This is a genomic window from Anaerobacillus sp. ABR4_321 (assembly GCF_056158505.1).
This window is the reverse complement of sequence record NZ_JBSWTK010000001.1, coordinates 3,870,166-3,895,890: the sequence shown is the minus strand read 5'-3', so window position 1 is coordinate 3,895,890 and position 25,725 is coordinate 3,870,166. Positions and strand designations below refer to the sequence as shown.

At 44.8% G+C, this 25,725-nt stretch carries 22 protein-coding genes; 18 read left to right on the top strand and 4 right to left on the bottom strand.

The genetic code is table 11. The features are described from left to right. Positions 1-325: 325 nt before the first annotated feature. Positions 326-1,675 carry a dipeptidase gene (locus tag ACXADT_RS20505; protein ID WP_474832631.1) on the bottom strand — a complete coding sequence of 450 codons (1,350 nt, stop codon included), beginning with the start codon at positions 1,673-1,675 and terminating at the stop codon, positions 326-328. A 272-nt stretch (positions 1,676-1,947) separates the two neighbouring features. Here ACXADT_RS20505 and ACXADT_RS20500 point away from each other — a divergent pair, with 272 nt between their 5' ends. From ACXADT_RS20500 to ACXADT_RS20450, 11 genes are all read left to right on the top strand, one after another. Further along, entirely contained in the window at positions 1,948-3,924 is a 1,977-nt protein-coding gene (locus ACXADT_RS20500; RefSeq protein ID WP_474832629.1) for a hypothetical protein, read from the top strand. A 533-nt stretch (positions 3,925-4,457) separates the two neighbouring features. Continuing rightward, positions 4,458-5,873, top strand: coding sequence for an OB-fold domain-containing protein (locus ACXADT_RS20495; protein ID WP_474832627.1), 1,416 nt, complete (start codon positions 4,458-4,460; stop codon positions 5,871-5,873). Then, positions 5,863-7,047: an acetyl-CoA acetyltransferase gene (locus ACXADT_RS20490; protein WP_270180835.1), complete on the top strand. Its 1,185-nt coding sequence runs from the start codon at positions 5,863-5,865 to the stop codon at positions 7,045-7,047. Before ACXADT_RS20495 ends, ACXADT_RS20490 begins: the two co-directional genes overlap by 11 nt. A 15-nt stretch (positions 7,048-7,062) precedes the next feature. Beyond that, complete coding sequence (locus tag ACXADT_RS20485; protein ID WP_270180836.1) at positions 7,063-8,208, top strand: acyl-CoA dehydrogenase family protein; 1,146 nt, start codon at positions 7,063-7,065, stop codon at positions 8,206-8,208. A gap of 13 nt (positions 8,209-8,221) precedes the next feature. Continuing rightward, entirely contained in the window at positions 8,222-8,659 is a 438-nt protein-coding gene (locus ACXADT_RS20480) for a MaoC family dehydratase N-terminal domain-containing protein (protein ID WP_474832626.1), read from the top strand. Between the two features lie 10 nt (positions 8,660-8,669). Then, entirely contained in the window at positions 8,670-9,044 is a 375-nt protein-coding gene (locus ACXADT_RS20475) for a MaoC/PaaZ C-terminal domain-containing protein (RefSeq protein ID WP_270180838.1), read from the top strand. Positions 9,045-9,056: 12 nt separating this feature from the next. Beyond that, positions 9,057-9,863 carry an SDR family oxidoreductase gene (locus tag ACXADT_RS20470; protein ID WP_270180839.1) on the top strand — a complete coding sequence of 269 codons (807 nt, stop codon included), beginning with the start codon at positions 9,057-9,059 and terminating at the stop codon, positions 9,861-9,863. Beyond that, positions 9,863-10,924 (top strand): CaiB/BaiF CoA transferase family protein, encoded by a 1,062-nt coding sequence (locus tag ACXADT_RS20465; protein WP_474834605.1) that lies wholly within the window; start codon positions 9,863-9,865, stop codon positions 10,922-10,924. The genes ACXADT_RS20470 and ACXADT_RS20465 overlap by 1 nt, the downstream gene beginning before the upstream one ends. Beyond that, positions 10,924-12,537, top strand: a complete 1,614-nt coding sequence (locus ACXADT_RS20460) for a long-chain fatty acid--CoA ligase (RefSeq protein WP_474832624.1) — start codon at positions 10,924-10,926, stop codon at positions 12,535-12,537. The genes ACXADT_RS20465 and ACXADT_RS20460 overlap by 1 nt, the downstream gene beginning before the upstream one ends. Positions 12,538-12,890: 353 nt before the next feature. Continuing rightward, the gene (locus ACXADT_RS20455) at positions 12,891-14,516 is read left to right on the top strand and encodes an amidohydrolase (protein ID WP_474832623.1); all 1,626 of its coding nucleotides are present in this window, start codon (positions 12,891-12,893) and stop codon (positions 14,514-14,516) included. Then, positions 14,509-15,954 carry a sodium:solute symporter family protein gene (locus tag ACXADT_RS20450; RefSeq protein WP_474832621.1) on the top strand — a complete coding sequence of 482 codons (1,446 nt, stop codon included), beginning with the start codon at positions 14,509-14,511 and terminating at the stop codon, positions 15,952-15,954. The genes ACXADT_RS20455 and ACXADT_RS20450 overlap by 8 nt, the downstream gene beginning before the upstream one ends. Before the next feature lie 47 nt (positions 15,955-16,001). Here ACXADT_RS20450 and ACXADT_RS20445 read toward each other — a convergent pair whose 3' ends face one another. After that, positions 16,002-16,211, bottom strand: a complete 210-nt coding sequence (locus ACXADT_RS20445; protein WP_474832619.1) for a PspC domain-containing protein — start codon at positions 16,209-16,211, stop codon at positions 16,002-16,004. A 129-nt stretch (positions 16,212-16,340) separates the two neighbouring features. Between ACXADT_RS20445 and ACXADT_RS20440 the strand changes: the two genes are divergently transcribed. The 4 genes from ACXADT_RS20440 to ACXADT_RS20425 are packed head-to-tail and all read left to right on the top strand — an operon-like array spanning position 16,341 to position 18,849. After that, the gene (locus ACXADT_RS20440) at positions 16,341-16,871 is read left to right on the top strand and encodes a DinB family protein (RefSeq protein ID WP_474832618.1); all 531 of its coding nucleotides are present in this window, start codon (positions 16,341-16,343) and stop codon (positions 16,869-16,871) included. Between the two features lies 1 nt (position 16,872). After that, on the top strand, positions 16,873-17,781 hold the full coding sequence (locus ACXADT_RS20435) for an alpha/beta fold hydrolase (RefSeq protein WP_474832616.1): 909 nt from the start codon (positions 16,873-16,875) through the stop codon (positions 17,779-17,781). A gap of 22 nt (positions 17,782-17,803) precedes the next feature. Further along, entirely contained in the window at positions 17,804-18,364 is a 561-nt protein-coding gene (locus ACXADT_RS20430; protein WP_474832614.1) for a GNAT family N-acetyltransferase, read from the top strand. After that, a complete protein-coding gene (locus tag ACXADT_RS20425) occupies positions 18,355-18,849 on the top strand; it encodes an N-acetyltransferase family protein (RefSeq protein WP_474832613.1) in 495 nt (164 codons plus the stop codon). Before ACXADT_RS20430 ends, ACXADT_RS20425 begins: the two co-directional genes overlap by 10 nt. Before the next feature lie 11 nt (positions 18,850-18,860). On the opposite strand, the gene ACXADT_RS20420 is transcribed toward ACXADT_RS20425, so the two are convergent. Then, positions 18,861-19,187, bottom strand: a complete 327-nt coding sequence (locus ACXADT_RS20420; RefSeq protein WP_270180850.1) for a YciI family protein — start codon at positions 19,185-19,187, stop codon at positions 18,861-18,863. 326 nt (positions 19,188-19,513) lie between these two features. On the opposite strand from ACXADT_RS20420, the gene ACXADT_RS20415 reads away from it, so the two are divergent. Genes ACXADT_RS20415 through ACXADT_RS20405 form a run of 3 tightly spaced genes read left to right on the top strand, consistent with a single transcriptional unit; the run spans position 19,514 to position 24,663 of the window. After that, complete coding sequence (locus ACXADT_RS20415; protein WP_474832611.1) at positions 19,514-21,433, top strand: IucA/IucC family protein; 1,920 nt, start codon at positions 19,514-19,516, stop codon at positions 21,431-21,433. Further along, positions 21,430-23,397 (top strand): IucA/IucC family protein, encoded by a 1,968-nt coding sequence (locus ACXADT_RS20410; protein WP_474832609.1) that lies wholly within the window; start codon positions 21,430-21,432, stop codon positions 23,395-23,397. The genes ACXADT_RS20415 and ACXADT_RS20410 overlap by 4 nt, the downstream gene beginning before the upstream one ends. A gap of 51 nt (positions 23,398-23,448) precedes the next feature. Continuing rightward, on the top strand, positions 23,449-24,663 hold the full coding sequence (locus ACXADT_RS20405) for a type III PLP-dependent enzyme (protein ID WP_474832607.1): 1,215 nt from the start codon (positions 23,449-23,451) through the stop codon (positions 24,661-24,663). Between the two features lie 341 nt (positions 24,664-25,004). Here the strand turns inward: ACXADT_RS20405 and ACXADT_RS20400 are convergent, their stop codons facing one another. Further along, positions 25,005-25,721 carry a GntR family transcriptional regulator gene (locus ACXADT_RS20400; protein WP_474832606.1) on the bottom strand — a complete coding sequence of 239 codons (717 nt, stop codon included), beginning with the start codon at positions 25,719-25,721 and terminating at the stop codon, positions 25,005-25,007. Positions 25,722-25,725 lie beyond the last annotated feature (4 nt).

Sequence of the window (25,725 nt, the reverse complement as noted above, 5' to 3'; positions counted from 1 at the left end):
TCTAAAATCAAGATTTATTAGCTAAAACTGAGATTTATTGTCCAAAATCCGAATTTATTAGCCAAACTGAGAGTTTATTAGCTAATTAAAAGCATACTAGTCTAATAAAAGAAGGAAAACGCCAGCGGTGCACGGCATCGCTGGCGTTTTGTATGGGTAAAAGAGGGGGGAGAGCTGGATATCGGCGAAAATCTGGATACATCAGCGAAATAGAGAATATATCAGCGAAAATCACGATATATCGGCGAAATTAAGAATATATCAGCGAAAATCCATTTATATCGGCGAAACTATCGCCCTGGGTAAACAACTCCCCGCATACCTCCTACAACGACTCCAAGTAAGCCACAACCGTCTCGATCCCCTTCGTAAAGTTCTCTAAATGAAAATGCTCGTTTGGCGCGTGAAGATTTTCAGATGGGAGACCGAAGCCCATGAGGACTACGGGTGCGTCGAGCACTCTTGCGAAGACTTCGACGATTGGGATCGAACCGCCTTCTTTCGGGAAAAGAGCGCGCGTTCCGTACACGTTTTCATAGGCGTCCGCTGCTTTTTGAATCATTGGGTTTCGAGAATCGAGAGCAACCGGTCTTGCCTTGATGAACTGTTTAACGGAAAGCGTTGTGCCTTCTGGGCATTGTGCTTCAAGGTGTTTTTCGATCAGCTCATAGATGTGCTGTGGGTCTTGATCGCCAACAAGACGGCAGCTGATCTTTCCGCTCGCTTCAGACGGAACGATCGTTTTGATGCCGTCTCCCTGGTAGCCTCCTGTGATGCCGTTGATTTCAAGGGTCGGACGGAGGCCAGTTCGCTCTTTGAACGAGAAGCCTTCTTCTCCATATAGAGCAGATAGGCCGAGTTCTTTTTTCATCGCTTCTTCGTCAGACGGAATTTCTGCGACTTCTTTTCGAAGCGTATCTGTTAGTTCAGGGACGCCTTCGTAGAAGCCTTCTACGGCAATTTTGCCATCCTCATCATGGAGAGAGTCGAGAAGGCGGACGAGTGAGTGAACAGCATTCGGAACACCGCCACCGTACACGCCTGAGTGTAGATCGGTGTTTGCTGTTTTCACGTTTACTTCCATGGCAAGTGCGCCGCGAAGCGACGTGCAGATTGCGGGTAAGCCTTTTTCAATGAATGATGTATCTGAAATGAGCACCGCGTCACAGCTTAGCTTTTCACTTTCTTCATTAATAAAAGGATCGAGGTTAGGGCTCGCGATTTCCTCTTCGCCTTCGATGCAGAACTTCACATTAACAGGAAGCTTGCCGTGTTCGTTCATTAAAAGCTCCATCGCTTTGATGTGGATGAAGAGCTGCCCTTTATCATCAGTCGCACCGCGGGCGAATAGCTTATCGTCCCGGATGACGGGTTCGAAAGGAGGGGTTTCCCACAGTTCGAGGGGATCTGCAGGCTGGACGTCGTAGTGACCATAAATGAGCACAGTTGGTTTTCCTTCTGCATGAAGCCAGTCGGCGTATACGATTGGATGACCTTCTGTTTCGATGATCTCGATGTTTTCCATGCTAGCTTTTTTGAGCGCGTCTGCAACAAAGCCAGCTCCTTTTTGTACATCCTCTTTGTATGCAGGATCGGCAGAAATACTAGGGATCTTCAAGAACTCTTTTAGTTCATCGAGAAATGATTCTTTATGTAGTGCGATGGTTTCTTTCATTGCTAGAACCTCCTTCAGGCTATCAGTCCTTCTATTATAATAGACGGCGCATGTGTAGACAAAAATGATGGTTGTTAGAATGATAGGTTTTAGTGACTTCTCGCATTCAGTCGTTATCAAGCGGAAAAGGTAGTGTGAGCAAGCTTATCCGAAGAGAACTCTTCATACGGCTGATTTTGTGAAAATATAAAAATATTTTACAAAAAAAGGTTTCTATTCATCAAGAAGCGGGTACAAATTGCTATCTTAAACTAATTGGGGGATGTGTGAGTATGAAAACTTCATATTCAAATCATGAACAAGAGCAGTTTGCAAGAAGTCTGCAAACGTTGTCAACCGGTTCAAATCCAGCTGTAGTAGATGATGTTCTTAGACATGCGGCTGTTTTGATCGATAGCAATATGTTTGATGAGCTGTATGAGCTTGTAGAAGAGTATGATAATGCAGGCATTTTTCAGGATGGTCCGTGGGAGAATCCACGAAAGCTCCAGCCTAAGCTCGTTTCTGGTTCATTTAAAATAGATGGTAACTATTCTATATTTGAAGTGTTGAGTGAGTTAAGGTTATTGGCGATTGCGAAAGGCGATCTTCAGCATTCGAAGCTGAAAGCTGAAGAAGCGAAGGATTTGCTCACGACGATTATGGCGTTGAACTTAGAACTCATTTTCCCTCCTGAAACAGAGGAAGCTCGCATCAGTCAAACGGAAGAAAACAAGCGCGGGATCCTATTGTTTCAATATCTCGCGAACAAACTATCATTAGCTTCTCTCGCTCCAACGTTCGTGAATGAAATCGATCGGCTGACGTCACAGCGACCGATCATGGTCAACCGTATCGTGGAGATGATCAGCTACGCTGAAAACTTATTGGATGAGCCAGATCTCACGCCTGAAGGGAAAGCGAGTATTCAGCGGTATATCGATAGCTTGAATGGACCGACATCGTTGAGTAAAACGCATCAGCAAGAATATGTGAAAGAGTTCATGGCACTTTCAAAAGCAGAAAAGGTGTCTGAGGCCGATGCGTTTGCGAACATCATGCGTGATACGGGTATCGTGTCACCGATTCATGCAGACCTTGTGAGGGAGTTAGCTCAGCACGATGAAACAGAACTCCTGACGATTGCGCTTGATCTTACGGAAAAAGGTGAAGCAAATTTAAACGAGCATTTTGAGATCGTGAAACAAATCATCAGCCTCGCGATTCATCGGTCAACGTGTCAGGCTCTTTACGGGCTTGCGAGGATGCTCGAGCGAGGCGTTCTATCATCCCCGCCCGTTATTCCAGCACTCGAACGGATCGTGGAGCTTGAGCTTCTTCCTGAAGTTGAAAAAGATCTGTTAGCTTCTCGTAACCTTTCTGAGGACGTTACGGCAGTTGGTCTTTTACTGTCTGGTGTTGTGAGCGTTCTAGGACAGCCACTTGGAATTGGGCAAGGTCTGAACCCAACGTGTCAGTCTGCGCGGGGAATTAGTCTTTGGTCACAGCATGATCCGGGTTATTTATTAGAACTGTTAACGAGAGCGTGTCGCGATGGCGAAGTGGATATGATGTTTGAAGGAATCGAGATCAACTCATCGCTTCTTTCAGGAGGACTTGCACCGGACCTTCATACGGAGCTCGATCCCGTTTCACTAGTGTTAGTGCCACACTTAGATCGCATCTATGATGACATGATGAAGCGTTGTGCGTTAAGAGGAGAAGATGGCCACAAATGGGTGAACCCATCTTTTTATGGACAATGGATTTCAAAAGAATTTTCATCCTGTATTCAGCCGGTCACAGGTGCCGTAGCGGATTATGACGAGTTCGCGAAGCTATTTTATGCGACTCACCATCCAGATTTCAACGGCGGGCATCAGCTCATCTATCCGAACCCGGTCGGGATTTTTGTTACGACTGCGAATGCTGATCTTCTTGGACTGCATGCGATCTCAATTCAAAGGATCGCACCTGATCCATCAGGTCAGATGAGGGTGTACTTTTACAATCCGAATAACGACAGTGGCCAAAACTGGGGACAGGGAATCAGGTCAACGGTTCGAAATAATGGGGAAGAAGAAGGAGAAGCGTCCTTGCCATTCGATCAATTCCTTTCCCGGGTGTATGCGTTCCACTACAATCCGAATGAGATGGGCAGTCTAGAAGAGGTCGATCTGAGTCTAGTCGAGAAAGTTACCGAGCTTGCTAAAAATAGCTGGGGACAAACGTACCAATGGGTCGATCTCAAAAATCCATTCGTACTATAAACAAGTAGGTACCTTCCGAAACAGGAAGGTACCTCAGTTTGTCGAGAAGCCTATGTCAATATTCGGTGCTCCCGATACCGTAGTCGATGACGATCGCATGCTTTCCGCGGACGAACGTCCAAGCCCGAGGTGAAACCCACACCCCGGTCTCGGCCGCCCGTTCTACCGCAGGAGTCCGCGATCGTCTCTCCTACTTGATGAGAAATTATATAAAACGAACGTTCCGTCCAATGGTTAACAGACAGATATTACACTATCCATTAACAATAGTTAGAATGGGAATGATCAACTACTTTCATTTAAATACCGAGACTTTCTCTACACTCTAAGGTACCTTCCGAAACAGGAAGGTACCTTTTTTATTTTAAAGAAATATACTGCAATAATGATGAGTCGAAAGGAATTTGACGATTTTTACCGAAATGTTGTTACATGCTTGTTTTCTGAATATTGTTATAATTATTATACCCGAAAAATTCGTCTGGGTTTATAGATGGTGAACCAGCGGATAAGCAAAGAACAGGAGGCTAACCATGCAAGGGATTATCGCATATGAAGTGTACCTTCCTCATCACCGCATTTCAAAAAAGGAAGTCGCTGGTTTTCATGGCGGCTATGCTGGAAAAGGGACAAAATCTGTCGCTCATTATGATGAAGATAGTCTAACGATGGCGGTAAATGCATCGCAAGCGTTAGGTGACGTACTAGAGAAGAACCAGCCTGGAGCGGTGTACTTTGCATCGACAACGTCACCGTATCAAGAGAAATTGTGTAGCGTGACGCTAGCTAAGGCGCTCCACCTTCCTGCGAATACTGGAACGATCGACTATGGGAATAGTCTTCGTGCTGCTACGAACGCCATTCGAGCAGGTATGAACGCAGTCGAAGCGAGGAAAGGATCTATTCTTGTGAGTTTGGCCGATCGAAGGCTCGCAAAGCCAAAAAGCCCACTCGAAGCTGAAATGGGGGCAGGGGCCGTATCTTTTCTTCTCGGAGAAGGGGAAGATGTACTCGCAGAGTTGATCGGGTCATCACAAGTGGCTGGGGAACAAATGAGTCAGTGGCGAACCGCACAAGATCAATTTCTAAGACAGTGGGAAGATCGGTTCATCGCGCATTCCGTATCAGATGCAGTTCTTCAATGTGCTCATGAACTTCTGAACAGCACGAACAGGTCGCTCGAGAGCATCGACACCGTCATCGTAGCGGGACCAACCGAAAAGCTTTCGATGACATTGGCAAAACAGATCGGCGCGAAGGAAGAGCAAATAAACTATATTAGTGATGCGAGTATTGGGCATCTTGGTACGGCAAACGGTCCTTATATGCTTACAAAGGCACTTTCAGAAAGCACTCCCGGGCAGACGATTCTATGGCTTCAGGCAGGAGATGGATGCGAAGGAATGCTATTTCAGACAACAGAAGCGGTTTCTTCTTACAAACAAAAGAAAACGCTTTCACACGGAACAACCGTCAGTTACAGCGATTACTTGCGCTGGTACGAATTGTTAGAGGTGGACGAAGGAAGGCGCCCTGGAGCAGCTACACCTTCAGCGCCGGCTTTGAAGCGAAACTTAGATCAGATCCTAGGTCTTTTTGGTTCAGAGTGCATGAATTGTGGGCAGAGCTATTATCCGAAACAGCGCGTGTGTGTGAAGTGTCATGTGAAAGATGAGATGCAGCCGTTCTCACTCCAGGGTAAACGAGCGAAGGTTGCAACCTATACGGTCGATTACCTTGCCACGTCTGTGTCGCCTCCGACGATTTTTGCGGTGGTCGATATCGAAGGTGGAAGCAGGTTGCTTGCTCAAGCAACAGACTGCGGTCCTGAAGAGATTTCGATCGGTACTGAGGTGGAGTTCAGCTTCCGTAAGTTATATGAAGCAGGAGGAATCAATAATTACTTTTGGAAAGTCGTTCCAAAGAGAGGTGTTCATCATGAGTCGTAAAGGAATTCACGATAAGGTTTCGGTCGTTGGGATGGGGTGTACGAAGTTTTCAGAGCACTGGGATAAAAGTACGGATGATTTGATTATCGAAGCAGCGCACGAGGCCTTGAACGATGCGGGAATCGAGCTTAAGGATGTTGAAGCGGCTTGGATCGGGACGATGGATTCAGGCTATGCGGGCATGACGCTTTCAGGTCCACTGAAGAGCGACTATATCCCAGTTACGAGGGTCGAGAACATGTGCGCGACGGGGTCTGAAGCGTTTCGAAACGCGTGTTATGCGGTCGCAGCCGGGGCGTATGATGTGGCGCTCGTCGTTGGTGTTGAGAAGTTAAAAGACTCTGGATATAGCGGACTCGTTATGAACTCATCTCCTGGAGATGGAACGTCCCCGAATATTACTGCTCCGGCATCGTTCTCGTTGCTCGCTCCGGCATATTTTAATCGATATGGGCTCGAAGCGAAACAAGGGAAAGAAGTTTTGGCCCGAATCGCATGGAAGAATCATGCGAACGGAGCTTTAAATAAGAAGGCTCAGTATCAAAAAGAGATTCCGATGGAGCGGATTATCAATTCGCCGATGATCGCGGCTCCCCTCGGCGTACTCGATTGCTCTGGCGTCGCAGATGGGGCGGCAGCTGCCGTGATCGTTCGAACAGAGGATAGTAAAAAATATCGAAACGATCCGATGCTCGTTAAAGCGCTAAGTATCGCGGCTGGACCCGGTGAGGGCATGCTGACGCAGGACTTTGATTTTACAAGCATTCAAGAAAACGTTCGTGCTGCAGAAGATGCCTATAAGCAGGCTGGAATCAAGAACCCAAGGAAAGAGATCGATATGGCCGAAGTGCACGATTGTTTTACACCAACTGAGCTTGTGATTTATGAAGACCTCGGTTTTAGTGAGCGAGGAGAAGGGTGGAAGGATGTTCAAAACGGACGCTTTGATCTAAAAGGAGATCTTCCGGTAAATCCAGACGGTGGATTGAAATCGTTCGGGCATCCGATCGGTGCAAGTGGGCTTCGGATGTTGTATGAAATGTACCTTCAGTTTCAAGGAAAAGCGGATAAGCGTCAGTTAGATGATCCGAAGATCGGGTTGACCCATAACCTTGGCGGCTATCCGTGGCAGTGTGTCTCGTTTATCTCGATTGTAGGGAAAAACCTCTCTTAAGAAGGAGCTAAAAAGATGAAACATCCGTATTTAACAAACGATCATGAAGCGTTTCGTAAGTCACTGCGTAAGTTTCTCGCTAAGGAAGCAGAACCGTTTTACGAAAAATGGGAAGAAGATCGCCTAATTCCGCGGAGCTTCTGGGAGAAGTTAGCGGCGCAAGGGTACCTTTGTCCGACACTTCCAGAAGCGTATGGCGGTTTTGATGCTGACTGGGGCTATGCGGTCATCATCAATGAAGAGTTGGAGCGAATCGGATCAGGGCTCGTTGGCGTTGGGCTTCATAACGACATCGTTGTACCGTACATTGAATCGTATGGAACAGAAGAACAAAAGAAGCGATGGCTGCCAAAGTGTGTGTCGAGTGAAATCATTACCGCGATCGCCATGACAGAGCCTGGTGCAGGTTCAGATCTCGCGAACATCAAGACGACGGCTGTGTTAGAAGGTGACCACTACGTTGTGAATGGGTCAAAGACGTTTATTACGAATGGTATCCATTCTGATCTTGTGGTTGTAGCGGTGAAAACGGATCCCAATGCGAAGCCAGCTTATAAAGGCGTGAGCTTACTGGCGGTGGAGCGCGATCACCCTGGTTTTTCTAGAGGACGAAAGCTTAATAAAGTAGGTCTTCACTGTCAGGATACGGCAGAGCTGTTTTTTGAAGATTGTCGTGTTCCGAAAGAAAACTTAATCGGTGCAGAAGGCAAAGGATTTCTTTATTTGATGGAAAAGCTTCAGCAGGAACGCTTGCTTGTCGCAATCGCTGCTCAGGTAGCGGCTGAGGATATGTTTGAGATGACGATGCAGTACATTCAGGAGCGGAAGGCGTTCGGTCAGAGCATCTCAAAGTTTCAGCATATTCAGTTTGAGATGGTCGAGATGAAAACAGAAATCGAGATCGGCAGGACGTTTCTCGATTCCCTGATCGCTGAACACATGGAGGGAGAAGACATCGTTACGAAAGTGTCGATGTCGAAATACTGGCACACGGATATGGCAAAGAGCGTTTCACAGCGCTGCCTGCAGCTTCATGGCGGCTATGGCTATATGGAAGAATACAAGATTGCGAGAAGGTTTCGTGACATTCCGGTGTCGGCGATTTATGCTGGGACAAATGAGATTATGAAAACCATCATCGCTAAAAATATAGGATTGTAGAAAGGGGGATATCATGAGCGCAATTCAAAATAAGGTCGGCATCGAAACAAAGCCGTTCACGTTTACAGTTGAAAGAGGGAAGGTGCGGGAGTTTGCGAGCGCGATAGGAGATGATAATCCGATTTACCAAGACGTTGCGTTCGCGAAGAAACAGGGGTACCGTGATCTGCCGGTACCTCCAACCTTTGCGACTGTCATCGATATGTGGGGCGGAGCGAGTTTTGAAGATTTGATCGCGATGCTTGAGGTCGATCCTTTGAAGGTTTTACACGGAGAACAAAGCTATGAATATATGAGTCCGATTTATGCAGGTGATACGATCACTGCACAAATGAAAGTGGTCGACCAGAAAGAAAAGGGCGGGTTAACCCTGTTCACGCTCGAAACGATCTATCGAAATGAGAGAAACGAGAACGTACTACTTGCAAGGTCCGTTGTAATTGAACGATAGGAGGGATAACGTGTCAGCACTACAACCAGTTAAAAAGAAGCCGATTACGCATTCTCAGCTTGTGAAGTATGCAGGTGCATCTGGTGATTTTAATCCGATTCATACGGTCGTACCCGTGGCGAAAGAAGCGGGCTTACCTGACGTGATTGCACATGGCATGCTCGTCATGGGGATGGCAGGGCAAGCGTTGACGACGTGGTTTAAACCGGAACAGTTAAAGGCATTTCAAGTGAGGTTCAAAAAAATGACGCTTCCAGGTGAAGCTTTGACCGTAAAAGGATTTATAAAAGAAGAAACTGATGAGAATGTGTTGATTGGTGAAGTTGTCGTTGTGAATGAAAAGGATGAGAAAAAACTATCGGGTACATTTCACGTACAGATGTAGGAGGAATGAGCTATGTTAAATGATCAAGTTGCCATTATCACAGGGTCTGGCCGAGGCGTTGGCCGAGCAGTTGCATTAAAGATGGCTGACGCTGGAGCAAAAGTCGTTGTATCTGATAAAGATGAGGCACCAACAGAAGAGGTCGTGAACGAAATAAAAGAACGCGGTGGAACGGCGATCGGATTCGCTGGAGACGTCACAGCTGGTGACTTTGCGACTTCGATTATGGAGAAGGCCGCATCCGAGTTTGGGGGCGTCGATATTCTCGTGAATAACGCAGGCTACACGTGGGATGGCTTGCTTCATAAAATGACCGATGAACAGTTCCAAGCCATGCTCGATATTCATCTTATCGCACCGTTCAAGCTTACGAGGGCTGCAGCGCCTTATATGAGGGAAGCCGCAAAGAAAGAGATGGAAACGGGTGAAGCGAAGTACCGGAAGATCGTCAACGTGTCCTCCGTAGCAGGTGTGATGGGGAATGTTGGACAGGCGAACTATTCCTCTGCAAAAGCGGGCATGATCGGGCTCACAAAAACTGTAGCACGTGAATGGGGAGCGTTTAACATCAACTGTAATGCTGTAGCGTTCGGTCTGATCGATACGCGCCTGACGCAATCGAAGGAAAAAGGCGAAACGGTAAACGGCGTTCCGGTCGGGATTCCAGAGAAAGTGAAGAAAATGTTCGAACAATCGATTCCGCAGCAGCGTGCGGGAACGGCTGAAGAAGCGGCTGAGGGAATCTTCTACTTGGCATCTCCGCTATCAAACTATACGAATGGACAAGTTCTTCATATTAACGGCGGTTGGTATACGTGATGTTAGAGGGCGTCAGGGTACTGGATTTTACGCAGTACTTACCAGGACCTTATGCTACGCAGCGGCTAGCTGATCTCGGAGCTGAGGTCATCAAGGTGGAGCCTCCGAACGGCGATCCGGCAAGGCAGATGGCAGATGGGTTCGTCTATGAAGCAAACAATCGTGGAAAGAAAAGCATTGCGGTCGATTTAAAAGATACAGCGAAAGTGAACGAATTAAGTGAGATTCTTCAAACGGTCGATGTTGTGATCGAAAGCTTTCGCCCAGGCGTGATGAAGCGAATCGGGCTTCATTATGATGAAGTAAAGAAGATCAAGCGTGATATCGTCTACTGTTCCCTTTCTGGATTCGGGCAATCAGGGACACATGCTCACCTTGGGAGCCACGATTTGAACTATCAAGGATTAAGCGGGCTGCTTTCTCAACATCTAGATGGAAATGGAAGACCTGTACAGCCAACGTTTACAACCGTGGATTATGGTGGAGGAATCGTTGCCTCAGAGCGTATTTCAGCTGCACTTTTTCAAAGGGAGCGAACAGGAAATGGGTGTTACCTTGATCTCGCTTTGAATGATGTCCCGCTAACGATGATGGGCACGCATGCTTTATATCACTTGAAAAAGAACAAGCAAGATGGCCCTGATTTTATAGATGGAAGCGTAGTGTGCTACGGACTGTACGAAACGAAGGATCGTCGGTTCGTATCGCTCGCAGCACTCGAGCCGCATTTCTGGAAGAACTTTTGCCATGGAGTTGGAAAAGTCGAATGGTTGCCTCACGCTTTTTCGCCTGTTAAGAGTGATCTTCATGAAGAGATCAACGTGCTTTTCAAAGAGAGAACGATGGCAGAATGGACTTCGTTCGGTGAATCGCATGATTGCTGTTTATTCCCTGTATTAAACGTAGAGGAGGTGATGGATCATTCGTATGGTCCGGAGCGAGGACTAGTAAGGAGAGGTGAGCAGGTACATATCGTGACGAACCCCAATGCTGTTGGCCAATCTGCACCACTTTTAGGACAGGATAAGATCGACACATTTAAAAAGGAGCGTGATCAATAATGATGAACACACCTTTGATTCTGACAGGATTGATTAATCGAGCAGAGCGTTATTTCCCGGATAAGGAAATTGTGTCACGGACATTAAGTGGTACACAGAGGTTTACGTATAAAGAGTATGCGAAGCGAACGAGGCGACTCGCTAGTGCATTGACAAAGCTTTCGATGAAGGAAGGAGACCGAATCGCTACATTCGCATGGAATCACCATCGTCATTTAGAAGCCTATTTTGCGGCACCTTGTTCGGGAGCTGTCCTTCATATGGTTAACATTCGTTTATCACCTGAACATATCGCTTACGTCGTTAACCACGCAGAAGACAAAATTCTTATGGTCGATGAAGATCTCGTTCCTCTGATCGAAAAAGTTCAGGATAAACTGACGACGGTAGAAAGGTACATCATCATGAGTGATAAAGAGACGCTGCCTGAGACAACTCTTTCACCAGTGTATTCTTATGAAGAACTGTTACAAGAAGGAGACGAAAATTTCCAGCTTCGAGAAGATCTCGACGAAAACGCTCCTGCTGGGATGTGCTATACGTCTGCGACGACTGGTAATCCGAAGGGAGTCGTCTACTCTCATCGCGGAATCGTTCTCCATAGCATGGCTACAGGGTTAGCCGATTCTCTAGGACTTTCTGAACGCGATGTGTGCTTACCAATCGTGCCGATGTTCCATGCGAATGCTTGGGGGCTGCCGTTCGCTTCAGTGTGGTTTGGAACGAAGCTCGTCCTCCCTGGTCCAAACATGACACCTCAAGTCATCGCCTCACTTATGCAAGAGGAAAAAGTGACCGTGACAGCAGGAGTGCCGACGATTTGGCTAGCTTTTGTGAATCTACTTGAGAAAGAAAGCTATGAGATCAGTAGTTTACGAGCTGTCGTGTGCGGAGGCTCAGCAGCACCGAAGAACATCATCCGCGCGTTTGAAGAAAAACATAACATTCCGTTTATTCAAGGGTACGGAATGACAGAAACGAGTCCGATCGTCTCTCTTTCAACGCTTTCGAGTGAAATGGACAACCTTACAATGGAAGAAAGAATCAACACCAGAGCTACGCAAGGAATGGTGATTCCGGGGCTCGATGTTCGTGTAATCAATGAAAATGGTGACGTCCCGTGGGATGGAAAAACGATGGGAGAACTGATCGTACGTGGACCTTGGGTTGCAAGTGAATACTACAAAGATGAACGAACGCATGAATCGTTCCGTGACGGTTGGCTATACACTGGGGATATCGCGAAGATCAATGACGATGGGTACATCCAGATTACTGACCGATCGAAGGATTTAATTAAAAGTGGTGGGGAATGGATTTCATCCGTTGACCTTGAGAATGCTCTTATGACGCATGATGCTGTTTATGAAGCTGCTGTGATCGCAATTCCGCACCAAAAATGGCAGGAGCGCCCCGTCGCATGTGTCGTCCTACAGGAAGGATATGCCGACATTTCAAAAGATGAACTCATAAACTATCTCTCTACTCAATTTGTTAAATGGTGGCTCCCTGACGATATCGTATTTATGGATGAAATTCCGAAAACGTCTGTCGGGAAGTTTTTGAAGAGGGCGCTGAGAGATAAATTGAGTGAAGAGCTGGTGCTGGAGTAGGAAAAGGTATCTCTTTAGTGATGAAAATAGCATTCTAGCACGATTCATTGAAAGCCTGATTGAGTTTTAATCAGGCTTATTGTTTTGCTTCACGATCAGTGCTGTTACATAATGGTAATTTGATATTTGTAAAGAATATTGATAAAATTCAAAATAATAAATAGAAAAATAAGAGAAACTGTCTATTCTAATCGACTTCACTGGCTCAAAGTGAAGCGGTCCGTTAGAAAGAAACCAGTTTTATGCCAGGAGACAAGTATAGCCAACATACTACTCGTGTGCATAAAACTGGTTTTTTTATGGAGTGGAGGAGGGGAAAATTCAAAGTCTATTAAAATGAAAGGTGAGTGAAAATGACGGAAGCGGATTTGATTTTTGTGAATGGAAATGTACTAACGATGGATGATGAAAAGCCTTTTGCGAGTGGAGTGGCCGTACGAGACGGCGTGATCGCGTACATAGGAGAAACAAAAGAAGTCCTAAACTGGAAGGGGAAAGAAACGATCGTTACAGATTTAAATGGCAAGACATTGATGCCGAGTTTTATCGAAAGCCACATTCACCCAGCGATTTATGGCTTAAGCATGTTAAAGCTCAATTGTACGCCAGAAGTTACGCCTTCGATCGAAGCGATCTTAACAAAGATCGAAGAGGAAGTAGCGAAGACTCCTGAAGGACACTGGATTATAGGATGGGGCTATGATGATAGCAAAATGAAAGAGAAGCGGCACCCTACCCGATGGGAACTCGATCGAGTGGCACCAAATAATCCGGTTGTGTTAGAACGAGCGTGTGCCCATATGGCAGTAGCAAATACGAAGGCGCTCGAAGAAAGCAGCATAACTGAAGAAACGCCTGTATCTGGAGGAAAGATCGAGAAGGATGAGAATGGAGAGCTAACAGGTTTGCTTCAAGAAAAGGCTCAAGGGCTCCTTCACATCCCGGAATATCGTCTCGAAGAACGAGTGAAGGGCATGAAAGAAGCGCAAGAAAAATTTGCGTCGTGGGGGATTACGACCGTCCATTGTATGTCGACTCAAAAAGATGATCTGCAGTTGTATCAAACCTTGCTGGAGAATGAAGAGCTGAAGGTTAGGATTCGGCCATGGATTTGGGCGATCGATCAAAATGGTTTCGACGGTGCGCTAGAGGAGGTGCTAGGCACAGGCTTACGAAGTGGTTTTGGGAACGACATGCTTAATATTCAGGGATTGAAATTTATGTTGGATGGAAGTGTTGGTGGAAAGACTGCTGCTTTTTTAAAGCCATACATTGGAACACAAGAAACAGGTATTCTTTATAATGACGCTGAGGAAATTGCGCCACTTATGCAAAGGGGGATTGAAGCAGGATTAAGAGTCGCCATCCACGCGATCGGTGATCGCGCCATTGAGGTAGCTCTTAATTCATTTGAAAATGTAAATAAGCATCATCCCATCTACCATATGCGAAACAGGATCGAACACTGCATCTTTCCTCACTACAATCAGATTCTACAGATGAAGAACCTCGGACTGCTAGCAGGTTCATCGATCGGTTTCCTCTATCATATCGGTGATAATTATTTAGCGAAATTAGGAGATGAGCGGATGTCGTCTGCTTTTCCTCACCGATCGTTTAAACAAGCAGGTGTTCCTGCACCGGGAAACTCTGATCTGCCTGTAACAGATGGAAATCCGTGGACTGGAATTTATGGAGCTGTTACTAGAAAAACGTCGAGTGGACAAGTGATCGGGTTAGAAGAAAGTATACGGGTCTGGGATGCTTTAAAAGCGTTTACGGTGGATGCCGCTTATAGCTCTTTTGAAGAAGGGACTCTTGGCGTCATCAAGTCGGGTGCAAAAGCCGACGTCATGGTGATTTCTCACAATCCATTAGAAATCGATCACGAAGAACTGTTAGACATTAAAACGGAAAGCACGTACTTAGAAGGAACGTTGGTTTATAGTTCAAAAAAGGAAGGTGAACCTATTGTTTAGTAGCCAGCAAGAAACGTTGTTGATTACGATCATTGCCGTCTACTTTGTATTTCTATTTGGTCTATCGCTTTATGTGAATCGAAACGTTAAGACGTATGAAGATTATAATGTTGCAGGGCGGTCGACGAGACTGATGCCGCTTATCCTTACGTTTGTTGGTACAGCGATTGGAGGCTCGATCTTACTCGGCTATATGACAAAAGGGTATCTTTTTGGAATGGGGCAGCAATGGCTCGCGATCGGTTTTACACTAACCTCGATCGTTATTGCGGCTTTTCTATTGAAACGGATTCGTTTTCTAGGAAAAAAGTACAATATGGTCACGCTAGGTGATTTCACGGCGCTGCGGTTCGGAGAGGGCGCGAGAATTCCTACTGTTTTAAGCGTTCTTTGTGCATATGCAGCCGTTACGGGTATGCAGTTCGTTGCGATCGCTACGATATTGAAGTTGACGATAGGACTCAGCATGACGACTGGAATCATCATCAGTTGGGCACTTATGACGTTGAAAACCTATTTTGGCGGCCTCAAGTCGGTTATGATTCAGGATGCGATTCATGGAACGATTCAAACAGCAGGAATCTTCTTTTTACTCATTGTCATCATGTTCCTTGTTGGGGACTGGGGAGCACTTGCTGATCAGGCGAGAAATGCTGAAGGTGGAAATGCGCTGAGCATCTTTAATATCAGTGCTTCTGAATTCTTCGTGTATATGCTTACGATCGGAGCCTACCAGTTTGTGAGACAAGATTTATGGCAACGTTTTTGGGCAGCGAAAGATGATCGAACTGCAAGCGTTGGGTTCTGGTCAGCGATCGTCCTCGGGTTTTTAACGGCTGCGGTAACTATTTTCATAGGATTCCTAGGAAAGTTCGGGCTTAACTTAACGAATATCGATCCAGCCTTGATCTATTATGAAATCATCGGACAAGTACTGCCATTCCCACTCGTTGTCGTGATGCTGATCGCATTGTTAGCAACAGTTATCTCTTGTGCCGATTCGTTCTTTCTCGCAGCGGCATCATCGATTGTGAATGATGTTGTAAAACCGAGGGTCGGTGAAGTTGGGGATAAAAAGATGCTTACGTACAGCCGGATGTCGGTCGTATTCGTTTCGATCATCGCTCTCTTGCTGGCGCTTTATATACCTCAGCTCGTCACCCTTTGGATCACCGGCACGGCCATGCTTGTGTCTGGGCTATTAGCTCCGGTATTGTTCGGGTTATTCTGGAGTCGAACAACCAAGTTCGCAGGCTTCACTGCAATGTGGGCTGGACTGATCATCGCAGTCATATGGCAAGTTGCAGGCCATCCTTTTGGTCTTCATCCTGTTTTCATTGGCCTACCTTTATCCGTGGTTACGGTAGTGACGTTAACGTTAGGCTCAAAGGGTGAAAAGGAAGATACGGTTTTTTCCGATTTAAAGAAGATCGGATAAATATGTGGTGAAATTGTAAACTCCTTGGCTTCTAGCCAGGGGGTTTTCTATGTTTTATCATTCAAATGGATTTCTTCATCTGTCGGCAACAACATAGCTAAAGCAAAATAAAGGAGTAAAGATACTTCGGTATAGAAAACGGTAAGTACAATGAATACGAATCGCATTGTTCCTGCTTGAATGTTTAAGGCAGCACTTATTCCACCGATGACGCCAAGCGCCACCTTATCAGTTGTTGATTTATATAATTTTTTCAACGTACTCCTCCTAACCGATTGTTACCTTCTTCTACGGATCGTCGTTGAAGAAGTTTCAATAAAAAGGAAAACTGCCCCATTTTGTAGAAGGTAGTTGAGGGGCAACGGGTAAGGAAAGGGGCGTTATGGGTGAAGAGTGTACAGAATCTTACCATGATTGAAGACGTTGAGGGGTTCACTCCTCACATTTCAAGACTCGTATCGATGATGAACTATGCGAGGCATACGACGGAAGAAGCGATCGCTGGATTAACCGCTGATCAGCTTGATTTTCAACTTGATGATGAAAGCAATTCGATCGGGATGCTGCTGCAGCATATGGTTTCTCTTGAAAAGGCATTTCAAATCATGACGTTTGAACAGCGAGAGCTTACGGATGCTGAATGGGATGTGCTTGGTACCGCAATCGAGTTAGGTGAACGTGCGAGAGGCGAGATACGCGGTCGTGATCTTGACTACTATTGGAGTGAAATGAGTTTAGCGCGTGAATACACGCTTCAAGAATTAAAGAAGAAAGACGATGACTGGCTCGAAATCGTTACCCCGTATGGTTGGGATGAGAAAGCGAACCACTATTTCAAATGGTTTCATGTAATGGAAGATGAGTTGAATCACCGGGGACAGATCAGGTTGATTCGAAAAAGGATTACGAAGCATTGAGGTGAAAGAGTTGCATAATGGTAAGTTGATACCGATACGTGGAAAAGAGCTTTATGTGGAAGTTCACGGTTCTCCCGATAATCCACCGCTTCTTTATTTACATGGTGGTCCAGGGGAGAGCTGTTTTGATTTTTCGTACCACCAATCAGCCCGATTGGAAAAAGATTTTATGGTGATTGCAATCGATCAGAGAGGCGTATGTCGATCAGAGGGTGTAACAGAGAACGAAGACTTCAAACTACAGGATTTGATTGAAGACTGTGAGGCACTGCGAGAACATTTTTCCGTTGATAAATGGTCTTTGATCGGACATTCCTTCGGTGGATTTCTAAGTGTGCTTTACGCTGCCACTTATCCTGATTCAATAGACAAAGTCGTTCTTGAATGCCCGACATTTGATTTCGATCTAACCTCTAGGAGTTTAATGAGGAAGACCGCTTCGCTTCTTGAAAAACACGGGCAATCGAGAGCTGCTATCGAAAGTTTAGCTATCGTAACAAATAACGAGTTAAAGGGTCGGGAACTCGCTGAGTTATATAGTGATTACAGTGATTTACTCGGTGAGAACCGGATGGAGATCTATATTCATAATCACGACCATCCAACAGACTACAGCTATTATAGTGACGAGAAATGGGATGAACTCTATGATAAGTCTGAGGTTCATTACAATCTGTTGAGAGAAGAAGGAAGAATCTTTGACTCACTACTGCCTCTATTAAACGAGATCAAATCACCTACTCTCTTGCTGACAGGAAAATACGATCCAGTAACGTCAGATCTCCAGGTTCAAGCATTTCGAACGGATGTGGAACTTGGTGAAATCTATCATTTTGAAGATAGTGGTCACACGCCACATGATGAAGAACCTGAACATTTCGCAAACGTCATAAAAAAATTTATCAGCTAATAGACAGAGAGGAACAGACAACATGTTTATATATCCAGTAAATGAAGATCTTTATCTAAGAATGTACACAGTAGATGATGCAGAAGAGCTTTTTCATCTGATCGATGAATCGAAAAGCTATTTAAGAGAGTGGCTCGCATGGGTCGATTACAATACGGATGTTGAAGGCTCGAAGGCGTTTATAGAAGGTACGATCAAAAGTCTTTCTGAATCGGGTGGCTATCCTAAGACGCTCGCAATGGTTTATAAAGGGGAAATCGCTGGGACGATCGGTTTCAATGAACTTAACCGAACTCATGATTATGCGACCATTGGGTACTGGCTTAGTGAAAAGCATCAGAAGAAGGGCATCGTCACGCAGGCTTGTAAGGCGATTCTTACGTATGGCTTCGATACGATCGGTCTCAATCGAATCGAAATACGTGCGGCTTCTGAGAATAAAAAGAGTCGGGGTGTTCCTGAGCGACTCGGTTTCACGAAAGAAGGGTTGATCCGTCAGGTTGAAAAGGTGAACGGTACCTATGTTGATCACGTCGTTTATGGCATGTTGAAAAACGAATGGAGCAGAACACAATGGAAATAAGAAGAATGAAAGCAGATGATGCAAAAGAGTATTGGGAGTTAAGATTAGAAGCTCTTCAGAACAATCCTGAAGCATTCGCGTCGAGCTATGAAGAAGCAGTAGAGAGAAAGAATCCACTCGAAGGCGTTGCGGCTAATTTAGAAAGAGCTGTTACGCTAGGAGCATACGACGGCGGATTGGTCGGAGTCATCACGTTCGTTCGAGGAAGCGGTTTGAAAACGAAGCACAAAGGTGACTTTTTTGCAGTTTATGTAACGCCGAGCTATAGAGGTAAAGGTGCTGGTAAAGCACTTCTGAAGGAAGCGATCGATTATGTGAAGCGTGTCGATGGACTCGTTAAAGTCAATATCTCCGTTTCTTCCGTAAATAAGACTGCAAAACAGCTTTATCATAATATGGGATTCAAAACGTACGCAAATGAAGAGAAAGCTCTTTATGTGAATGGTGAGTTTCTGGATGAAGAACACATGGTGTTGTTTCTCTAGAAAACCAGACGTTAGGACGTCTGGTTTACAGTGAAAGCATCATTATATAGTGCAACATGGTATGGATAGAGCTCTGCTGTCATGATTCCTTCACGGACAGCAGGGTCTTTTTTCATGATTGACGTCGCTTCTTCTTCAGAATTCGTCTGAATGACAACGATTCCGAACGCTGAATCATCATCGTTCACGGTTCTGCCAGCCATGATCAGCGTGTTCTCGTTCAATAGCTCCTTCAAAGCGTTGAAATGCTCCATCACGATTGCGTTTTCTTTTTCAGTCCAGTTGTTTTCATCGACGAGTCTTGGAATGAGTTTCAGCTTGTATAAATATTGGTTCATCGGAAACCTCCATGTTTTTAATCTATCTATCACTTCGTTAAATCGACGGTGATACCTTTATTAAAGATGAGCACTGCCGCAGACGAGCGGCTTTTTTTATTCGAAATGTAGCATTGTACGTCCTTTCGGTTGATTATAATAAAGAAGGTCAGTTGTGACGACTTTCAAATCAAATTCTCTTAAGGCTCGCTTGTTAGCGAAATCGATAGTAACATTTATGACAGCGAAAAGTTGACATTGAAAACGATCTTCAATAACCTTAGGAAGTGATAATTGATAATGATTTTCAATAAAAGTGTTTAGCAGGCTAACAGGAGGAATGACGTTTGGAGTCAACGCTTAGAGTAAGTGATAGAGAAGATAACTACGAAATCCAAGTGTTCCACCATATGAGAAATAATTATGAAACCCTTGTCGAAAGGTTTCGTGAGAACCTCATCGTTGCACGAAAAACCATTCTGCATCAGTTGATTCAAGGCATCATCCGTGAGGAAATCCTTCCGTTCGATTCAAGGGAAGGCACGGAGTTAACATATATAACGTTTCGTTTATCGAAAGAACAGATCGATATAAACGTACGCAATACGTATACACTTGGACAGATCGACATCGTTGGAGATGTTTTGCATCGCGACGCAGATGGGAATGAAACTGTATTATCAAACGCGGATCAGTTTCTTTCGATTCTAGTTCATAATGAACCCAAATTGATTTCCGATAACTTCGAACAATTCTGTGAAGAGATATCAAATAGCAGCTTAAATTATGGGCTCGCTCTAACGGCGGCTGAGAAGCGCATGAAGACTGTTCAGGAAGAGGCGGAACAGCTGGATGCACGAGATTCTTTTTCATATGTAGAGAAGAAGCGAGGCGATGCCACATTTAGCCCGCTTACGTTCTTCGAGCAATGGGTGGTTCAAGGCCATACGATTCATCCATGTTCACGTACACGATTAGGTCTTTCACCAATGGATGTGAGTCTTTATGCACCAGAGTGGGGTGGGCAGCCAGATGTGATACCAGTTTTAGTTCATAAGTCTTACTGTCGATCAACACATAAGAAAAAGAGCGCGACGCGTATTTTATTGGAAGAGTATCCAGAACTGCAAGAGGATCTGGAGAGGGTCGCATCTGAAAAAGGAATTGAGCATCGTGAGTATGAGCTCATCCCTGTACACCCATGGCAGTTCGAACATACGATTTCAAAGCACTATCGTCGGTTGATCGAACGTAACATGATCATTCCGTTGAGTGAGAGGATCAAGACGATGGCACTCATATCGTTTCGCTCGTTAGCTCCGTTCGAGAATAGGTCGAAGCACCACATAAAAACCGCCATCAATGTCCAGATGACGAGCGCAGTTCGGACGGTTTCTGCTGCGTCGACCTACAACGGACCGTTGATCTCATCGGTTCTGAAGGAAATCGGAGCGCGTGATCCGTTTATCTCGAATTCGTTAAGCTTTATGGGAGAAGACGCAGGAATTCATTTTGAACCCGACTCAGACGGTGATGACCGTCATTTCCTACAGAAAAACCTTGCTTCCATCATTCGTGAAAATCCGGAGGCAACGTTAACTAAAGATGAAGTGGCGATTCCTGCAGCTGCTTTTATCGCAGATTCACCAGTTTCACAAAAGCTGATTCTACAAGAGCTTGTCGAACGCTACAAAGAGAAGATGAATCACCCATCGCTACAGGTCGCTGCTGAAGCATTTATAAAGCGATACTGTGAGGTGCTGCTGCCAGGCCTCATGAGTTTGATCGTAAAATATGGTGTGAGTTTAGAAGCGCATTTGCAGAATACTGTTTGTGTCTTTAAGGATGGGGTACCAGAGCGTGTGATCCTCCGTGATAATGGAGGAATTCGTATCCTGACAGAACGCTTGGAGACGTTCGTAGCGTTAGGGGCATTAGACAACAGTACAAATTTATTAACGACAAAACCGGAAGAGCTCCACGATATCTTTTTCCATGCGATTATTCATAACCATATCGGAGAAATGAACGTCGCCCTATCTCGTCGTTTAGATCTTGATGAACAAAGTCTATGGAATCCAGTAAGAAAAGTCGTAAGGGATGTTTATGAGTCGCTAAAGTCTGACACTGAACATGATTATGAGCTATTGAAAGCAACGCGTTCAAGGATGAAGGCGTTAGTGAAGATGCGGCTGACAAACAAGTACACAGAAAATATGTATGTCGATGTCGTTAATCCTTTACACAATGAGGTGTTTGAGAAATGACGATACAAATGATCAAAAGACCCAATCATGATAGTAAAGGATTCATGCTCGAAGCAGAAGTGAACTGCATGCGTTTTATCATGAAGCAGATGCCATCGTATCTTAATGATTTTATCGCGAATTTAGAAAATGGCCGTAAAGGCATTCTTCACAAATTAGCTTCATCCATTTTAAGAGAGAACATAAACGATCTATACAAGAGTGCAACGGACTTTAAGGTAGTAGGTTCTAGCTTTGTGGTTAAGAACGGTGATAGAACTGACATTTCGGCATACCTACAGAAGGCGACGTTTCGTGAAGATGTGACGTATAAGCTTGTGTCGGTGAAAAGTGGTGTGCTGATTTTTCCAATCAAACACGAATATGCCTTTCAGCGTATTGAAACGACAGATACGATCTTATACATCGATGAGCATCAGGTGACGGAGATCAAGGTCGCTTCAGAACTCATCGATGTGCTTTTTGAAAAGGGGCCGCAAGTTGAAACGTTCAAAAAGGAGCTTGATAACGGTACTGCAAACCTCACGCTTGCCTATATGTTCGACGATAGTTGGAGGGGAGCCATACAAGAAGAAGCAAAAGCATTAGATGCTACGTCAACACTTGACTATCTCGGTAAAAAAAGCGAGGTTTCACCAACACTCTTCTTTGAACAGCTCATTCTTGAAGGGCATCATCTCCACCCAGGAGCCAAAACAAAGATCGGCTTGTCACAAAGTGATGTTTTTCGATTTTCACCAGAGTTTCATCAATCCTTTGGCGTTCGTTTCGTTGCTGTTGATCGCGCATTTGTCATGACGACGGCACTAACAAAAAGGATGCTTGAAGAACATTTTTATGACGAATGGAAGCAATGTCTTGAGGAGTTAGAGGAAATTGGATTAGAGCCTAACACGTACGATATCATTCCAGTTCATGAGTGGCAGTTTGAACACGTGGTTCCGGACTTGTATGAGAAAGAAATAAAGAATGGTACGGTTCGTTTAATTAAAGGTGTGAAGTTAGAAGCGCAGGCAACGTCTTCGTTCCGAACCGTTCATGTGAAGAATAAAAAGGCACCCTCGTTAAAGCTCGCTGTTAACAGTCAGATGACGTCGACCGTTCGTTCGATTTCAACGCAGACTGCGATGAACTCAACATTGTTTACAATCATGATGACGACCATCATGAACGAAGAAAAACAGCTGGAAAACTTTGTTCCTTTGAACGAGATAGCGGGAATGGCTTTTAAATCTGAGGAAGAATTAAAAAGCCGTAACTTAACGATGCTCTTACGCGAAAGCATCGATGAGAAGCTTATGGATGGGGAAGTTGCGATTGCTGGACCAGCTCTGTATGCTCGGTCTCCACTAAGTGATGCAAGTATTCTCGCTGAACTCGTCGATGAATTTGCTAAGGTGAATAACATCCCTAAGCGTCAGGCAGCATTCCCGTTTTTCAATGAATACATTGAAAAAGTCATTCCTGGGTATCTCACACTTATGGTGAAGTATGGGATTGCACTCGAGGGCCACTTGCAAAACAGCATTCCTGTATTTAAGAACGGCAGACTGTCACGTTTCTTCTTCAGAGATTGGGGAGGATCACGTATTTATCAAGCACGACTTGAACAGCAAGGGATCGATGTATCATTTGCACCTGGATCTGTTTCAGTCACGGATAAGGTGTCCGATATGCATAATAAACTTTATTATACCGTTTTCCAAAACCATCTCGGAGAAGTGATAAGACAGCTGGTTCAATATTCTGGAATAAAAGAAGAGGAATTCTGGAAACAAGTTAAAAAAGTTTGTGACGATACATTCAATAAACTCTCCGATCAGTGTGAAGAAAACGTAGCACAAGACCGCAGTTTTCTTTACCAGTCGACAGTTATGCATAAATCTCTTACGAAAATGAGATTGTCGAATAAAAAAGGTGATGCGTACTGTGAGGTTTCAAATCCTCTCAACATGACTATATAAGGAGCTAGGGAGTAAGCTAAAAGAGATCGCGCATTATGTTGGAGGGACACCATGATTACAATTAGTAAAAATGCAGTAGAGGCTTACCTTGAGCAGAGAAAGGAAAGTGGTCCAGTCTGTGCGTATGTGTACGATCTGGACCATCTCAAGCAGCATGCAGAAACGATCAAACAAAGCCTGCCAGCTTTCTGTGAGCTTTATTACGCTGTTAAAGCGAATCCAGATCTTGAACTACTGAGTACGTTAGAGCCGATCGTCGATGGGTTTGAAGTCGCATCCATCGGTGAGATCAACAAGATCGACGGTATCTCGAAGAAGCCGATGCTTTTCGGTGGGCCAGCTAAAAAAGATCATGAAATGCTTGAAGCGATGGAGCGAAATGTTGATTATGTAAATGTAGAGAGCCTGCACGAATTGAACCGTATGGCGTATTTAGCACAACAAGAACAAGTGAAGCTTCCAGTCTTGCTTCGGGTAAACTTGAGCACGAACGTATCGGATAGCCACATTCGCATGTCTGGCGTTCCGACCCAGTTTGGCATCGATGAACGAGATGTCCCTGACGTAATCGTGAAAGCTCTCACGTATGAGCAAATCGAGATCAAAGGATTTCATTTTCATGCGATGTCCAATAACTTAGATGCAGCAGCACATCTTCGTTTTGTTGAGATGTGTATGAAAAAGGCACGATCTTGGCGAAAGGAATTTGCGTTGGAAGCTCCCATTATCGATATTGGCGGCGGCATCGGAATCAACTATTGGAATACGAGTCATCCATTCGATTGGGATACCCTTGCTCGAGGACTAAAGGAGTTTGAGCAGGAAACGATCGATGAAAATCTCACGCTATTTTTAGAAATCGGAAGATACATGACGGCAGGATGCGGCTCATATGTATCAGAAGTGCTCGATGTGAAAACGAATCATGGTGAACACTTTGCTGTTCTACGAGGCGGCTCACATCACTTGCGCCTACCGGCTGCATGGAAGATGAGCCACCCGTTCAGAGTTCATTCTGTTGAAGGGTGGAAGTACCCATTTGAGCGGCCTGGGATCAAGGATGCCGAAGTAACGGTAGCGGGTGAACTTTGTACTCCTAATGATGTTCTTGTTCGGAAGGAATTTGTTTCCGAGCTACGAGCAGGCGACATCATAGTGTTTGAATATGCAGGTGCATACGGATGGACGATTTCGCATCATGACTTCTTGAGTCATCCGCATCCAGACCAGGTGTATGTAATGAATGATCAGGTTTATATTAGGTAAAGGAGAATGAATCGCATGGCGGTTCATTCTTTTTGTGCGTCAAGCCTATGGATGACTTGAAGACTGCTCACATGGAAGGTTTTTTGTAGTGAATGAAAAGTTTAATGATTTAACTGGTTATTCCAATGTGAAGTAAATGAAGTTTTGTCAGTGGAAATTCTTGAGCTAGTTAACATCACTTCCTTGGTAAATGACATAGAAAACTTATTATTTAATTGATCCAGCTGAGCTTTAACTGTTTCAAAACCTGCCCCCTGGCTGGCTATCAACGAGACTGGAAACGTCAGTAGAAAAAAGAAATAAACAACAGCCACCTGCTTAGCAGATGGCTGTTGTTTTGATTATTTCTCTGGTCGTCGAGCACGGATCGTAAATTTGTATTCTTCACTCTTGAAGTACACTTCGCTATATTCAAAAACCGTCTCATCCTCAAACATACTGTACGACTGCACTTTTAGAATCGGACTTTGCCTGTTAACGTTCAGATACGTCGCGATGTCTTGATCAGGCAGAACAGGAATGATTTCCTGGAAGCTTTCTTTAATTCTCATGCCTCGTTCTTTTTCAATATAATCGTATTTTGATCCTGTCATAATTTGATAAGACAAATTTGGAAACATCGAAACAGGAAGGTACGTGTCTTCTAATACGTATGGTACCTCATCAACGAGACGTTGTCTTCGTACATAAAATACTTTCTCATCTTCGTGTAAGTGCAGATACCTTTTTACATGAGATGAGGGAGCGACAAGTTGAAAATCTAAAATCCGGTTTTCAGGCACTTTGTTTAATCGCTTCATTTCTTCGGTAAAGCTCTGCAACTCAAATACGTTGTGTTCGATTTTTCCTTCACTAACATATGTTCCACTGCCCTGAATTTTCTCTAATAATCCTTCTTCAACAAGCAATTTAATCGCCTGGCGAACGGTCACGCGTGACGCTTCAAACTGCTGTGACAGATGAGCTTCCGTGGGAATCGCATCTCCGACCTTTAGCACGCCGCTCGTAATGTCTTCTTTAATTCTTCCAGCAATTCGTTTATACAACGGGGTAGACATGTGA

Excerpts from the sequence above, each read along its gene's own strand:
- ACXADT_RS20480 (WP_474832626.1), top strand. The coding sequence starts at position 8,222 with ATGAGCGCAATTCAAAATAAGGTCGGCATCGAAACAAAGCCGTTCACG.
- ACXADT_RS20425 (WP_474832613.1), top strand. The coding sequence starts at position 18,355 with ATGGAAATAAGAAGAATGAAAGCAGATGATGCAAAAGAGTATTGGGAG.
- ACXADT_RS20460 (WP_474832624.1), top strand. The coding sequence starts at position 10,924 with ATGATGAACACACCTTTGATTCTGACAGGATTGATTAATCGAGCAGAG.
- ACXADT_RS20470 (WP_270180839.1), top strand. The coding sequence starts at position 9,057 with ATGTTAAATGATCAAGTTGCCATTATCACAGGGTCTGGCCGAGGCGTT.
- ACXADT_RS20490 (WP_270180835.1), top strand. The coding sequence starts at position 5,863 with ATGAGTCGTAAAGGAATTCACGATAAGGTTTCGGTCGTTGGGATGGGG.
- ACXADT_RS20465 (WP_474834605.1), top strand. The coding sequence starts at position 9,863 with ATGTTAGAGGGCGTCAGGGTACTGGATTTTACGCAGTACTTACCAGGA.
- ACXADT_RS20405 (WP_474832607.1), top strand. The coding sequence starts at position 23,449 with ATGATTACAATTAGTAAAAATGCAGTAGAGGCTTACCTTGAGCAGAGA.
- ACXADT_RS20420 (WP_270180850.1), bottom strand. The coding sequence starts at position 19,187 with ATGAACCAATATTTATACAAGCTGAAACTCATTCCAAGACTCGTCGAT.
- ACXADT_RS20505 (WP_474832631.1), bottom strand. The coding sequence starts at position 1,675 with ATGAAAGAAACCATCGCACTACATAAAGAATCATTTCTCGATGAACTA.
- ACXADT_RS20500 (WP_474832629.1), top strand. The coding sequence starts at position 1,948 with ATGAAAACTTCATATTCAAATCATGAACAAGAGCAGTTTGCAAGAAGT.
- ACXADT_RS20400 (WP_474832606.1), bottom strand. The coding sequence starts at position 25,721 with ATGTCTACCCCGTTGTATAAACGAATTGCTGGAAGAATTAAAGAAGAC.
- ACXADT_RS20485 (WP_270180836.1), top strand. The coding sequence starts at position 7,063 with ATGAAACATCCGTATTTAACAAACGATCATGAAGCGTTTCGTAAGTCA.
- ACXADT_RS20410 (WP_474832609.1), top strand. The coding sequence starts at position 21,430 with ATGACGATACAAATGATCAAAAGACCCAATCATGATAGTAAAGGATTC.
- ACXADT_RS20495 (WP_474832627.1), top strand. The coding sequence starts at position 4,458 with ATGCAAGGGATTATCGCATATGAAGTGTACCTTCCTCATCACCGCATT.
- ACXADT_RS20455 (WP_474832623.1), top strand. The coding sequence starts at position 12,891 with ATGACGGAAGCGGATTTGATTTTTGTGAATGGAAATGTACTAACGATG.
- ACXADT_RS20430 (WP_474832614.1), top strand. The coding sequence starts at position 17,804 with ATGTTTATATATCCAGTAAATGAAGATCTTTATCTAAGAATGTACACA.